At 69.3% G+C, this 13,366-nt stretch carries 13 protein-coding genes; 10 read left to right on the top strand and 3 right to left on the bottom strand.

Going from position 1 to position 13,366, the window contains the following annotated elements; translation table 11 throughout:
- Positions 1–310: 310 nt before the first annotated feature.
- Complete coding sequence (locus ACH4YL_RS20475; RefSeq protein ID WP_398508802.1) at positions 311–1,201, bottom strand: RNA polymerase sigma factor SigF; 891 nt, start codon at positions 1,199–1,201, stop codon at positions 311–313.
- A gap of 262 nt (positions 1,202–1,463) precedes the next feature.
- Between ACH4YL_RS20475 and ACH4YL_RS20470 the strand changes: the two genes are divergently transcribed.
- From ACH4YL_RS20470 to ACH4YL_RS20445, 6 genes are all read left to right on the top strand, one after another.
- Positions 1,464–1,832, top strand: coding sequence for an STAS domain-containing protein (locus ACH4YL_RS20470; protein ID WP_398508801.1), 369 nt, complete (start codon positions 1,464–1,466; stop codon positions 1,830–1,832).
- Positions 1,833–2,012: 180 nt separating this feature from the next.
- Positions 2,013–2,525 (top strand): ATP-binding protein, encoded by a 513-nt coding sequence (locus tag ACH4YL_RS20465; RefSeq protein ID WP_398508800.1) that lies wholly within the window; start codon positions 2,013–2,015, stop codon positions 2,523–2,525.
- Positions 2,526–2,747: 222 nt separating this feature from the next.
- Positions 2,748–3,413: a peptidase gene (locus ACH4YL_RS20460; RefSeq protein ID WP_398508799.1), complete on the top strand. Its 666-nt coding sequence runs from the start codon at positions 2,748–2,750 to the stop codon at positions 3,411–3,413.
- A gap of 10 nt (positions 3,414–3,423) precedes the next feature.
- Positions 3,424–4,338 (top strand): hypothetical protein, encoded by a 915-nt coding sequence (locus ACH4YL_RS20455; RefSeq protein WP_398508798.1) that lies wholly within the window; start codon positions 3,424–3,426, stop codon positions 4,336–4,338.
- A complete protein-coding gene (locus ACH4YL_RS20450) occupies positions 4,335–5,411 on the top strand; it encodes a hypothetical protein (RefSeq protein WP_398508797.1) in 1,077 nt (358 codons plus the stop codon). The genes ACH4YL_RS20455 and ACH4YL_RS20450 overlap by 4 nt, the downstream gene beginning before the upstream one ends.
- Positions 5,412–5,425: 14 nt before the next feature.
- The gene (locus ACH4YL_RS20445; RefSeq protein ID WP_398508796.1) at positions 5,426–6,751 is read left to right on the top strand and encodes a hypothetical protein; all 1,326 of its coding nucleotides are present in this window, start codon (positions 5,426–5,428) and stop codon (positions 6,749–6,751) included.
- Positions 6,752–6,815: 64 nt separating this feature from the next.
- Here the strand turns inward: ACH4YL_RS20445 and ACH4YL_RS20440 are convergent, their stop codons facing one another.
- On the bottom strand, positions 6,816–8,336 hold the full coding sequence (locus ACH4YL_RS20440) for a peptide MFS transporter (RefSeq protein ID WP_398508795.1): 1,521 nt from the start codon (positions 8,334–8,336) through the stop codon (positions 6,816–6,818).
- Between the two features lie 464 nt (positions 8,337–8,800).
- On the opposite strand from ACH4YL_RS20440, the gene ACH4YL_RS20435 reads away from it, so the two are divergent.
- Both ACH4YL_RS20435 and ACH4YL_RS20430 read left to right on the top strand, forming a co-directional pair.
- Complete coding sequence (locus ACH4YL_RS20435) at positions 8,801–9,478, top strand: response regulator transcription factor (protein ID WP_398508794.1); 678 nt, start codon at positions 8,801–8,803, stop codon at positions 9,476–9,478.
- A gap of 266 nt (positions 9,479–9,744) precedes the next feature.
- Positions 9,745–11,010 carry an ATP-binding protein gene (locus tag ACH4YL_RS20430; protein ID WP_398508793.1) on the top strand — a complete coding sequence of 422 codons (1,266 nt, stop codon included), beginning with the start codon at positions 9,745–9,747 and terminating at the stop codon, positions 11,008–11,010.
- A gap of 9 nt (positions 11,011–11,019) precedes the next feature.
- On the opposite strand, the gene ACH4YL_RS20425 is transcribed toward ACH4YL_RS20430, so the two are convergent.
- Complete coding sequence (locus ACH4YL_RS20425; protein ID WP_398508792.1) at positions 11,020–11,532, bottom strand: GtrA family protein; 513 nt, start codon at positions 11,530–11,532, stop codon at positions 11,020–11,022.
- Positions 11,533–11,692: 160 nt separating this feature from the next.
- Between ACH4YL_RS20425 and ACH4YL_RS20420 the strand changes: the two genes are divergently transcribed.
- Complete coding sequence (locus ACH4YL_RS20420; protein ID WP_398508791.1) at positions 11,693–12,844, top strand: 5-(carboxyamino)imidazole ribonucleotide synthase; 1,152 nt, start codon at positions 11,693–11,695, stop codon at positions 12,842–12,844.
- Entirely contained in the window at positions 12,841–13,362 is a 522-nt protein-coding gene (gene purE, locus ACH4YL_RS20415; protein ID WP_398508790.1) for a 5-(carboxyamino)imidazole ribonucleotide mutase, read from the top strand. Before ACH4YL_RS20420 ends, purE begins: the two co-directional genes overlap by 4 nt.
- Positions 13,363–13,366: the final 4 nt, after the last annotated feature.

Raw genomic sequence — 13,366 nt, 5'->3', positions numbered from 1 at the left:
CGCTGGGCAGCCCTCCCCAAAGGCCATGTTGTCCCCCCAGACACCCCGCGCTCAATGTGGACCAATCGGGACTGCCCCGTCAATAACGGGGAAGGGCCCATTCCTTGACGGAATGGGCCCTGGGGCCTGTCGTTCGGATCTTGCCGGGCTCGCGTGCCCTGACACGCACATCTGCTGCGTTGTCGTCAGTCGCCAATGCTCCGCAGTGGCTCCTTCCTCCGCCTTGCAGCTGCACGCGCCAGACCCCGCTCGCTGATCCGGCCTGATCCGAACGACAGGCCCCAGGTCCACGGTCGCGGCGCTGCTCCGCTCACTCTTCGAGCGTCAGGCCCTTCCTGAGCCTGACCAGCGTGCGGGACAGCAGGCGGGACACATGCATCTGCGAGATGCCGAGCTCCTCGCCGATCTCCGACTGGGTCATGTTGGCGACAAAGCGAAGGGAGAGGATTTTACGGTCCCGTGGCGGAAGCCCCGCGATGAGCGGCTTGAGCGACTCGACGTACTCGATGCCTTCGAGCCCGTGGTCCTCGTAGCCGATCCGGTCCGCGAGCGCACCCTCGCTCTCGTCCTCCTCGGGCTGGGCGTCCAGCGAGCTCGCGGTGTACGCGTTGCTCGCCGCCATGCCCTCGACGACCTCGTCGTTGCCGATGCCGAGCCGTTCGGCCAGCTCGCCGACGGTCGGCGCGCGGTCCAGCTGCTGGGAGAGCTCGTCGCCCGCCTTCGCGAGGTCGAGCCGCAGCTCCTGGAGCCGCCGCGGTACCCGCACCGACCACGAGGTGTCGCGGAAGAAGCGCTTGATCTCGCCGACGATGGTCGGCATCGCGAACGTCGGGAACTCCACGCCCCTGCTGAGCTCGAAGCGGTCGATCGCCTTGATCAGGCCGATGGTGCCGACCTGGATGATGTCCTCCATCGGCTCGCTGCGGGAGCGGAAGCGGGAGGCGGCGAACTTCACCAGTGCCAGATTGAGTTCGACGAGCGTGTTGCGTACGTAGGCGTGCTCGTGGGTGCCCTCTTCGAGCGACTCGAGCCGTCCGAAGAGCGTCTTCGACAGCGCGCGGGCGTCCAGTGCCGCCACTTCGTCGAAGGGCGGGATCTCCGGGAGACCATCCAGGCCTTCGAGGGGCTTGGACGCTTCGGTCGGGGTGGAAAGTGCCGACGGCGCGGTGGGGGTACGCGATTCGTCGAGCCGGGGTGACATGGTGTCCTCCATCGTTCTCGGCATATGGCCGCCGATGCCCATACATGAAGCTGCGGTGAGCGGCGCCTCCAAAGCCGGCCGTGGTTCGTTGTGTCTTTACTAGGCCTACCCGCTCTCCATGGGCAGTTGCAAGTGTCAAATGTCTGTTATGCCGGGTTTGCTATGGAGTTCGGCTGGCCGCTGGGCGTGCGAAAGGCGTAATGTTCGGCGGAGGTCAGCGCCGTCCAGGCGGCAGTGAACGACACGGCGAAGAGGGACGGGCATGGACCGCGGGACGGTCGGCAGCGCGAATCGGGGCCGGCTTCAGGTCGAGGTGCGGACCGAGGGCCGCAGCGAGATTGTGAAACCGGTGGGTGAGTTGGATCACCATACGGCCGAACTGCTGCGTGCGCCCTTGGACGACGCGCTCGCGCAGGGCCGCTCACGCCTGGTCATCGACTGCTCGCAGCTCGAATTCTGCGACTCCACCGGGCTGAATGTGATGCTTGGTGCGAGGCTCAAGGCGGAAGCGGCCGGGGGAGGGGTTCATTTGGCCGGGATGCTGCCCGTCGTGGCGAGGGTTTTTGAGATCACCGGGGCGGAGGCGGTCTTCACCGTGCATGAATCGCTCGAAGCGGCCCTGGCCGACTGACCGTTGACCGGTTCGGCCGTCCGGCCGGCCGGTTCCTGTAGTCCGCGTCACGCTCTCCGCGTAGACGCAGCGGGTGTTGGCACGATTCCGCAGGGCAGGAGAACCCCGCAGAACGTGGACCTTCCGGCACTCTGAGTATCGAAGAATGGCGAAACGGCGAATCGGTGAGGTGAAGCGCTGATGAGCACCACCCGGCAGCAACCGCCGGGCGACCTCGGCCCCGAGCCGAACGGCGCGAGCGCCGACGTCGCCTCCGGTGTGCGCGGATCCTCGACCGTGCCCGCGGGCGCCGTGCGCGCGCTCGCGCTGGGCAGCGCCAGCGGCATCGTGCCGCTCGCCCGCGACTTCACCCGCCAGGCCCTGTACGACTGGGGCTGGCTGCCCGCAGCCACTGCCGACCGCAGGGCCGCGGCCGAGGATGTGCTGCTGGTCGTCTCCGAACTGGTCACCAACGCCTGTCTGCACGCGGAGGGCCCGGAGGAGCTGCGGGTCGGCTGCGACGGCAAAGTGCTGCGCCTCGAAGTGACGGACCGCGGTACGGGTCAGCCCGCGCCGCGCACTCCGCACCGGGCCGGACGGCCCGGCGGCCACGGCATGTTCATCGTCCAGCGGCTCTGTCTGGACTGGGGAGTTGTACGGGTGCCGGGCGCACCGGGCAAGACGGTGTGGGCCGAGCTCGCCGCACCCTCGTAGCCCGGACCTGGCCGATACGAGCCCCTTTCGCATGGGTGTACGGCCGGGTTCCCGGCAGGTTTTGAATCTCTTGTAGAGCACGTCAATACGGCGTGCTCTTTGTCTTCCCTCCCCAAGGTCCCAGGCGTACCTTGAGCGCCCGATCTGATGTGCCGTCAGTAACTTTGGCGACATCTCGCGGTCACAACTCCTGGCGACTTTCCGGCATGAGGGGAAAACAAGGTGCAGTACCAGAAACGGACGGCTCTCGCGCTGGCAGCGGCGGTCGCGGGCTCGGTGGTGCTGATGGCCGCCCCCGCCGCACATGCCACCGTCGTGGACGTCAACTACCAGTGCGTGACACCGATCGGCCCCAAGGGGGCCGTCTCGCCGATCGACATCAAGGCCGTCAAGAGCGGCGGCTCCTACAAGCTCACCATGTCGTTCCAGAAGGGTGTCTCCTCCAGCCCGGTGGAGCTCGGCAAGGGCGCGATGAACCCCAGCGCGAAGATCGTGCTGGGCGGCGCGGACGAGGGCTCGGTCTCGGTGTCCGGGCCCGCGAACCAGGCGGCCGTGCCCGCCAACACGCCCATCAAGATCAATGACTTGAGCGGCACGTACACACCGAAGAAGAACGGCAAGGTCACCTTCACGGCCGGCGTGCTGACCATCAAGGCGCTCGGCACGACGACCACCTGCACGCCCAAGAACAACCCCAAGCCGTCGCTCGAACTGGACGTCACCGGCGCCACCGGCTCCCAGACCACGCCGTCCGGCTCCAACGAACTGCCCAAGACCGGTCCGCTGGACTCGGCCGTGGCGCTCGGCACGCTCGGCGGCACGGTGCTGCTGTCCGGCGCGGCCGGTGTGCTCTGGCTGACCCGGCGCGGTCAGCGGGCCGCGGGCTGACGGGCCGACCGTGGCGGCACGCCTCCTTGTCTCCTTCGCCGCGCTGTTGTGTGCGCTCTGGCTGCCCGCCTTGGCGCGGGCGGCGGACGGCCCGTCGTGGACGGTGCAGCCGGCGTCGGTGGGCGGAGGCAGACCGTACATCTATCTGGAAGGCGTGCCGGGCACGGTGCTCGAGGACAGGCTGTCGGTGACGAACCCGGGGTCGAAGCCGCTGACCGTACGGCTGCGGCCGGCCGACGCGTACAACACGGAGACGGGCGCGCTGGCGGTGCGCGGCGCGCGGCAGTCCAAGGGCGCGGGCACCTGGATCACGCTTGCGGCGAACCAGGTCACGGTGCCGGCGCGGACCCGCGCGGAGGTCCCGTTCTCGGTCACCGTCCCGCCGGGTGCGCTGCCCGGCGACCATCCGGGCGCGGTCGTGGCGGCGTCCGGCGGCCGTGAGGCGGGCGTCCGGATCCATCTGCGGGTCAGCGGGCCCACGTTGGCGGCGCTCACGGTCGAGGACGTCTCGCTCGCGGGCGGCGCGATCCGCTACACCCTGGTCAACCGCGGCAATACGGCCCTGACGCCGCAGGTCACCATCACGGCGGACGGCCTCCTCGGCGAGCTGCTGCGGCGCCCGCCGCGCACGCTCCCGCTGGAACTGCTTCCGGCCCAGCGCGTCACGCTCACGGAGAAGTGGCCGGGGCGCCCGTCGCTGGACTCGGCGGACATCCGCGTCGACGCCACGGCCCCGGGCGCGGCCGCCTCCCGGGCCACGGCGTCGGTGACGTTCGTGCCGTGGGGGACGGTGGCGGGCGTGGCCGGTGCGCTGGCGGCCACGGGCGGCGCGCTGGTCATGCTCCGCCGCCGGCATGTCCGAACTCTTGCGGCCGTAACTGAACAGACCGACGGCGAACGGCACTTGGCGAGGTCAGGATCATGACGATGGACAAGGTCCCCGCTTCCCGGACTCCTTTTCTGCTGCTGCTTGCTCTGCTTCCGCTACTCCTCCTGCTTCCTGCGGCCACCGCCACAGCCGCCGACGCGAAACCCGAGGTCAAGCTCTCCCAGCAGCAGGCGGGCAAGGGCGGGGACATCACCGTCAGCGGCAGCGGATGGCGGCCCGGCACGCTGCTGATGATGCTGATCTGCGGGCAGGCCACCCCCGAGAAGGGTGTGATCGGCGGGACCAACTCCTGCGCCAACGCCGACGGCCGCGCCGTCACCACCGACTCCAAGGGCGCGTTCAGCAAGAAGATGCCGGTCGCCGAGCCGCCCAAGCCCTGCCCGTGTGTGGTGCACGTCGCCACCGTCACCGGTGAACAGGCCGTCGTGGACGCCCCGTTCACCGTCGCGGGCCATCCCACCGCGCCGCTGCCCGAGCCCACCGGCGGCGGCAAGCTCGCCGTGCTCGCCGCCACCCGGCTCGAGGGCGACTCCGGCATCCTCGTCTTCTTCGGCGCCCCGCCGTCCCGCCGGCTCGAGTTCACCGTCGGCAACCTCGGCTCGGCCCCGGTGAAGGACCCCGTCTTCCAGGTCGGCACCGCGCACGGCGTCTTCTCGCCGCAGTGGGAGGAGCAGCAGTGGCGCGGCACGATCGCGCCCGGCCAGAAGGCGCTGGTCACGCTGCCCGTTCAGCTGTCCGCCGGCGCGCACGGCGACTACCAGATCTCCGTGAAGTACGGCACCAAGGTGCTCATCGAGCAGCCGTGGGGCGTTGGCCGCCCGTGGGGCGTCACGATCTTCTGGATTCTGCTCGCCGTCGTCGTGCCCGCCGCCGTGTTCCGTATCGGCATGGCGGTCGTCGACCGGCTCCGGCCGCGCGGCAACCACCGCCACCGCACCGCGCAGCTGCCGAAGTTGCGCCTCCCGGGCGCATGGTCGCGTACGCACCGGCCGCCCGTGACGGAACCGGCTGCCGCGCCGAAGAGCACCACGACCACCACGGCACTGCCGTGGTTCACACCTGACTCCGCACCGTCAGAGAACCGATCCACGACGAAAGGACATTCGTGAGTACGCAACGGAGGATGAGCGCGGCCGGGGTCGCGCTGATGCTCGGCGGCGCGGGGATTCTGCTGGCCGCGAGCCCCGCCCACGCAGCCGAGATCTCGTACAAGACGGAGTGCATCCCACCGCCCATCTCCGGCCTGCCACCCGTGCAGGGCACCACCAAGGTGCAGATCACCGCGCCCGCCGAGGCCAAGGTCGGTGACGAGGTCGAGGTGGTGTGGAAGTTCGTCGAGGCCGCCTCGAAGAACCCCGACGTCCTCGACCTCGAGAAGGACACGGTCAAGCCGACCGGCACGCTCAAGGCGTCCGGCGCGCAGACCGCGAACATCGCCATGGACGGGCCGCGGACCAACCCGCCGATCCCCAAGAACAGCCCGATGGTGCTGTCCGACATGAAGGGCAAGATCAAGCTGACCGCGGCGGGCGAGATCAAGCTGACGCCGGACGCGTACAACATCAACGTCTCCAAGCCGATCTCGACGGACACCAAGTGCGCGCCGAAGGAGACGGTCCAGGCCGCGGCGACGATCAAGGTGACGGAGGGCGGAGGGGGCACGACGGGCGGCACGACGGGCGGTACGACGACGAGCGGCGGAACCACGTCCGGAGGCACCACCACGGGCGGGACCACTACTGGCGGCACCACCACCGGAGGCACGACCTCCGGAGGAACGACCGGCGGCGGCGACGGCCAGACCGACTTCCCCGGCAAGGAGGTCACCGTCACCTTCGAGTGCAAGTCGCCGGGACCGGCGAGCATCAACTCCAAGGTGACGATCAACGCCAAGAAGAACGGCGGCAGTTACGACCTCGTGGTCAAGACCGCCAAGGGCGTCATGAACAGCCCGGCCGCGCTCCCCGCGGGCGCCCTCAAGCCGTCCATGGCGGTCCTTCTCGGCGGCGCCGACAAGGGCACGGTCCCTGTCACGGGCCCCGCCAACCCCGAACCGCTGGAGCAGGGCAAGCCGGTGGACCTGTCCGACATGACCGGCACGTACAAGCCGGGCGCCAGCGGCAAGTCCACGCTCAGCCCCGGCACTCTGACGATCGACGTCACCCTGGGCGGCCAGAAGATCAACATCCCGTGCACGGTCAAGGGCACGGCGACCGCCTCGCTCGAGCTCGACACCTCGGCCCAGCCGGGCGGGGCTTCGGGCGGTGACAGCGGCAGCGGTGCCGCCGGAAGCAGCGGCGGTACGAGCACGAGTGGCGGCCTCGCCCAGACCGGCGCCGAGGACAACGGTGCCCTGCGCGCCCTGTCCCTGGTCGCCGGCACGGTGATCCTGCTGGGCGGCGCGGTGTTCACGTTCACACCGTGGCGCCGCCTGCGCGGCACGCGATAGGTACGACGAAGGGCCGCCGCACCGAATCCGGTGCGGCGGCCCTTGCGTGCGCGTTCGAGCTACGTCAGCGGACGTTGCCCATCAGCGTCTCGACCTTCTTGCGGTACATGTAGATCGCAAAGCCGGCCGCGGCGGCGAGCAGCGCCTGCATGGCGATGATCGACGTTCCGTTCAGGTCCACACCCGCGAGCGAGAGCAGACCCGTGGTGCAGTCACCGGCGGTCACGGCCAGGAACCAGACACCCATCATCTGGCTCGCGTACTTCTGCGGCGCCATCTTGGTGGTGACCGAGAGGCCCACCGGGGACAGGCACAGCTCGGCGATCGTCTGGATCATGTAGATCGAGACCAGCCACATCGGGCTGACCTTCGTGCCGTCGCCGGCCATGCCCATCGGCACGATGAAGACGAAGAACGAGGCGCCCACCAGGACCAGGGCCATCCCGAACTTCACGATGGTGCTGGGCTCCTGGTTCTTGCGAGCCAGCCACAGCCACATCCAGGCGAAGACCGGGGCCAGCGCCATGACGAACAGCGGGTTCAGCGACTGGAACCAGGTGGCCGGGAAGGCGAAGCCGAACAGGCTGTCGCCGGTCTTGCCGTCCGCGAACAGCGACAGCGTGGAGCCGCCCTGGTCGTAGATCATCCAGAAGATGGCGGCGGCCACGAAGAACCAGATGTAGCCGCTCATCTTCGACTGCTCGGCGCGGCTCAGGCTCCGGTCGCGCTTGATGCGGACCAGCACGGCGACCGGGATGATCAGGCCCGCCAGGGTCAGCGGGACGAGCGCCCAGTTCAGCGTGTACTTGCCCGCCATGACCACGGCGCCGTAGAAGCCGGCGATCAGGACGGCCGCGGCGGCGACCTTGAGCAGGATGCTCTTGCGCTCGGCGGCGTCGAGCGGGTTCGGAACGATGTTGCTCTTCGGGCTCAGGTTCCGGGTGCCGATCAGGAACTGAGCCAGACCCAGGCCCATGCCGAGCGCGGCGAGCGCGAAGCCGAAGTGCCAGTTGTGCTTCTCGCCGACGGTGCCGATCACCAGCGGCGCCACGAAGGCACCGAGGTTGATGCCCATGTAGAAGATCGTGAAGCCACCGTCACGGCGCGGGTCGTCCGGACCGTCGTAGAGGTGACCCACCATCGTGGAGATGTTGGCCTTCAGCAGACCGGAGCCGACCGCGACGAGGATCAGGCCGACGAAGAACATCGCCTGACCGGGGACGGCCAGCGAGAGGTGACCGGCCATGATCACGGAACCGGCGATGGTGACGGTCTTGCGAGCGCCCCAGACACGGTCACCGAACCAGCCACCGGGCAGGGCCATCAGGTACACCATCGAGACATACACGGCGTAGATCGCCGATGCCGTGGCCGCGGTCATCGCGAGGCCGCCGCCCTGGCTGCCGGTTGCCGCGTCGGCACCGCCGGAGACCAGGTAGAGCACGAGAAGGGCGCGCATGCCGTAGTAGCTGAAGCGCTCCCACATCTCGGTCATGAAGAGTGTGGCCAGGCCGCGGGGGTGGCCGAGGAAGGTGCTCTCGGAAGCCGTGTAGTCGGCCGAGTCCTTCGTCAGGCTGGACGCCATGGTCGATCCTTGCTTGCTCGGGACGCGCTGCCTCGTGAGCGGTACGCGCCCGGTGGGGGGTGGCCGGCACCGGCAAGGGATCAATCCCACCCCACGCCTGAGGGGTTCGCTCCGTTTGTGGAGACGCGGGACAGTCCGCACCGGGATCCACGCCACGGACACAACTTCGCGTCCGGGGCCCGGCCAGAAGGTCATTCACTGTCTTCGGGGCCGGCAAGCCGGCCCCGCGCAGAAAAGAGACCCTTGGCTCGCGTTCGCGTGCCAAAGGTCCCGTGTAGTGCTACAGGCGTCTGGTCACCATACGGCATGACACAGAGGGATATGGAAGGACTTGAGAGATGGATCACAGGCGATCATGGAACTGTCCGCCCTGATTCGAAGGTCCTAGTCAGGATCTCATCCCAGACCCGCAGGGCTTGACGATCAAGTCCCAAGCGCCGCATCCCGCGGACTACCATCAGCGCATGACCCGTGTATTGCTCGCCGAGGACGACGCTTCCATCTCGGAGCCGCTGGCACGCGCCCTGCGCCGAGAGGGGTACGAGGTCGAGGTGCGCGAGGACGGACCGGCGGCACTCGACGCCGGACTGGCGGGCGGAGTCGACCTGGTCGTGCTCGACCTCGGACTGCCCGGCATGGACGGCCTGGAGGTCGCGCGGCGACTGCGGGCCGACGGCCACACCATCCCGATCCTGGTGCTGACCGCTCGGGCGGACGAGGTGGACACGGTGGTCGGCCTGGACGCGGGCGCGGACGACTATGTGACCAAGCCGTTCCGGCTGGCCGAACTGCTCGCGCGGGTACGGGCGCTGCTCCGCCGCGGCGCGACGGAACCGGCGCCTGCGCCGTCGACGCACGGTGTGCGGATCGACGTGGAGTCGCACCGCGCGTGGATGGGCGAGGAGGAACTCCAGCTCACGGCAAAGGAGTTCGACCTGCTGCGCGTCCTGGTCCGCGACGCGGGGCGGGTGGTCACCCGCGACCAGCTGATGCGCGAGGTCTGGGACACGACGTGGTGGTCGTCCACGAAGACGCTGGACATGCACATCTCCTGGCTCCGCAAGAAGCTCGGCGACGACGCGGCGAACCCGAGGTACATCGCGACGGTCAGGGGCGTCGGCTTCCGCTTCGAGAAGAGCTAGGGCCTGTCGTCTGGGTCTTGCCGGGCTCGCGTGCCCTGGCACCGCGCCTCGCCGCGTTGTCGTCAGTCGGCATGGCTCCGCCATGCCTCCCTCCTCCGCCTTGCGATCCGTCCCCTGGGCCCTGGGGGCCCGGGGAGGCCCCATGACACCAGACCCGCTCACTGACCCGGCTTGATCCAGACGACAGACCCTAGCTCGACAGCGACCCGCACCCACGGGCCGCGGGGCCCAGGACCCGTACCCGTACCAGCACCCCGGAGCACACAGTGCGTCGACGACTGATCAGTTCAACCCTCGCCGTCGTCCTCGTCGTCATCGCCGTCTTCGGCGTCTCTCTCGTTCTCGTCGAGACCCGGACCATCAGCAGCAGTGCCCAGGAGAGCGTGGACTCCGAGGCCGTCCGGCTCGTCAGCATCGTCGACAGCCGGCTCATCGGCGGTGAGCCCGTCAATCCGGGCATCCTGGCCCAGCAGAGCGGCGCCAAGCGGTACGCCCTGATCGAGATCCCGGGCCGGCCGCCCATCGAGATCGGCGAGCGCCCCACCGACAGCGTCATCCGCGGCGTCAAGCAGGGCGAGCGCGGCGAGACCGTCACCGTCGAGGAGTCCCGTTCCTCGGTGACCCGCGAGGTCGGCCGGACCCTGCTGATCATCGGCGGCGTCGCGCTGCTCGCCGTCATCGCCGCCGTCCTTCTCGCCGTACGGCAGGCCAACCGGCTTGCCTCCCCGCTCACCGATCTCGCCGAGACCGCGGAACGACTCGGCTCCGGCGACCCGCGCCCCCGCCACCGGCGTTACGGGGTCCCCGAGCTCGACCGCGTCGCCGACGTCCTGGACTCCAGCGCCGAGCGCATCGCGCGGATGCTCACCGCCGAGCGCCGGCTCGCCGCGGACGCCTCGCACCAGCTCCGTACGCCGCTGACCGCGCTGTCCATGCGGCTGGAGGAGATCACCACCACCGAGGACATCGAGACGGTGAAGGAAGAGGCGAGCGTCGCGCTCACACAGGTGGAGCGGCTCACCGACGTCGTGGAGCGGCTGCTGACGAACTCGCGCGACCCGCGTACCGGATCCGCGGTCGTCTTCGACCTCGACGAGGTGGTGAAGCAGCAGATCGAGGAGTGGCGCCCGGCCTACCGCAGCGCGGGCCGGGCCATCGTCTGCTCCGGCAAGCAGGGCATGCGGGCCGTCGGCACTCCGGGAGCCGTCGCGCAGGTCATCGCCGCGCTGGTGGAGAACTCGCTGATGCACGGCGGCGGCACGGTGGCGCTGCGTACCCGCGTCACCGGCAATCAGGCGGTCGTCGAGGTGACCGACGAGGGCCCGGGCGTACCGGCCGATCTCGGCGCGCGGATTTTCGAGCGGACCATCAGCGGCCGCAACTCCACCGGCATCGGACTGGCCGTGGCCCGCGATCTGGCGGAGGCCGACGGCGGCCGGCTCGAGCTGCTGCAGCAGCATCCGCCGGTGTTCGCGCTGTTCCTGAGCCGGGTGGCGCGCAGTCGCAAGGACGATCCGCCGACCGTCAGGTGAACCGGCAGGTCAGCGGCCTACGCGGTCCGGCTCGGCGGCCCGCGGCTGTCCCAGGAACGACTCCGCCGTGTGCACGGCCTCCCGTGCGGGCAGCGCGCGGAAAACCCAGGTGCGGTACGACCAGAAGCGGAACATGGTCGCGATGCCGATGCCGAGGAACTTGAAGACATTGCTCTGCAGCCGGCTGTCCCAGCCGAAGCCGTAGGTCGCGGCGTACAGAATGCCGTTCTCGATCACCAGGCCGACGACGCTGAACAGCAGAAAGAGCGTGAGTTCCTTGGTGCGGCCGCTCTTGTCCCGGTCCCGGTAGGTGAAGTAGCGAAAGCCCAGATAGTTGAAGGCGATCGCTATCACGGTGGCCAGAATGGACGCGCGTACCACCGGGATCTCGGTGGTGTGCCGCAGAAGATTGAAGACCGCGAGGTTCACGAGCAGGCCCGCGCCCCCGACCGCGCCGAACTTCGCGACTTCGCGCGTGAGCTGGTGGAGCCGCTCACGCAGCCCTCCGCCTCGTTCACTCATAGTGAGAGTCCAGCCCCATCAGATCGGCAGCGTCAACCAACTCATGCTAACCAGCCTCCCGGGGCATTGCGCGGGGACGTCCACAATGGTGTGGCGAGGCTGTGACGCGGGCGGGCGGAGGGCGGCCGGGGGCGTCCGGGGCGGCGGATACCCTAGGTGGGTGACGTTCCCGGTAGTCGGCATGGTCGGCGGCGGTCAGCTCGCCCGTATGACCCACGAGGCGGGCATCCCCCTCGGCATCAGTTTCAAGCTCCTCAGTGACACCCCGCAGGATTCCGCGGCCCAGGTGGTCAGCGATGTCGTCATCGGCGACTATCGCGACCTGGACACGCTGCGTGAGTTCGCGCGCGGCTGCGACGTGATCACCTTCGATCATGAGCATGTCCCCTTCGAGCACCTGCGCGCCCTGGAGGCGGACGGCGTCGTCCTCCGGCCGGGGCCCGACGCCCTGGTGCACGCGCAGAACAAGGGGGTGATGCGCGCCAGGCTCATGGAGATCGGGGCGCCGTGCCCGCGCCACCGCATCGTGACGGACCCGGCCGATGTGACGGCGTTCGCAGAGGAGGTCGGCGGCTTCCCGGTCATCCTCAAGACGGTGCAGGGCGGCTACGACGGCAAGGGCGTCTGGTTCGTACGGACGCCGGAGGAGGCCGCGGACCCGTTCCGCGCCGGAGTGGCGGTCCTCGCCGAGGAGAAGGTCGACTTCGTCCGCGAGCTGGCGGCGAATGTCGTCCGCTCGCCGCACGGCCAGGCCGTCGCCTATCCCGTCGTCGAGTCGCGGCAGGTCGACGGCGTCTGCGACACCGTCATCGCGCCCGCGCCCGGTCTGGACTCCGAGCTGGCCGGCCAGGCGCAGGAGCTGGCGCTGCGGATCGCGGGCGAGCTCGGCGTCATCGGCCATCTCGCGGTCGAGCTCTTCGAGGCGGTGGACGCCGACGGAAGGCGTCGCATCCTCGTCAACGAACTGGCGATGCGCCCGCACAACTCCGGCCACTGGACCCAGGACGGCGCGATCACCTCGCAGTTCGCCAACCATGTGCGGGCCGTACTCGACCTCCCGCTCGGCGACCCGCGCCCGCGCGCCACCTGGACGGTCATGTGCAATGTGCTGGGCGGCGACTATCCCGACATGTACGGCGCCTATCTGCACTGCATGGCCCGCGATCCGCAGCTCAAGATCCATATGTATGGCAAGGACGTAAAACCCGGCCGCAAGGTGGGGCACGTCAACACCTACGGCGAAGACCTGGACGACGTGCTGGAGCGCGCCCGTCACGCAGCCGGCTATCTCAGAGGAACGATCACCGAATGAGCGCTGTCGTTGGCATTGTCATGGGGTCCGACTCCGACTGGACCGTCATGGAGGCGGCCGCGCAGGCCCTGGACGAGTTCGAGATCGAGTACGAGGTCGACGTCGTCTCCGCGCACCGCATGCCGCGCGAAATGATCGCGTACGGCGAGGAGGCCGACGGCCGCGGACTGAAGGTGATCATCGCGGGCGCCGGGGGAGCGGCCCATCTGCCCGGCATGCTCGCCTCCGTCACCCCGCTGCCCGTCATCGGCGTCCCGGTCCCGCTGAAGTACCTCGACGGCATGGACTCGTTGCTGTCGATCGTGCAGATGCCCGCGGGCGTGCCGGTCGCCACGGTCTCCGTCGCCGGGGCCCGTAACGCCGCACTGCTGGCCGCGCGCATCCTCGCCACGCAGGACGCCGAACTCCTCACGCGGATGCGGGAGTTCCAGCAGGAGCTGAACGACCAGGCCACCGAGAAGGGCAAGCGGCTGCGCACCAAGGTCGCAGGTGCGGAGTCCTTCGGCTTCGGGAAGTAACTCC

This window comes from Streptomyces sp. NPDC020681 (genome assembly GCF_044334895.1).
Taxonomy (GTDB): domain Bacteria; phylum Actinomycetota; class Actinomycetes; order Streptomycetales; family Streptomycetaceae; genus Streptomyces.
Note: the sequence above shows the minus strand (reverse complement) of the source record. Positions and strands in the feature narration are given on the sequence as shown.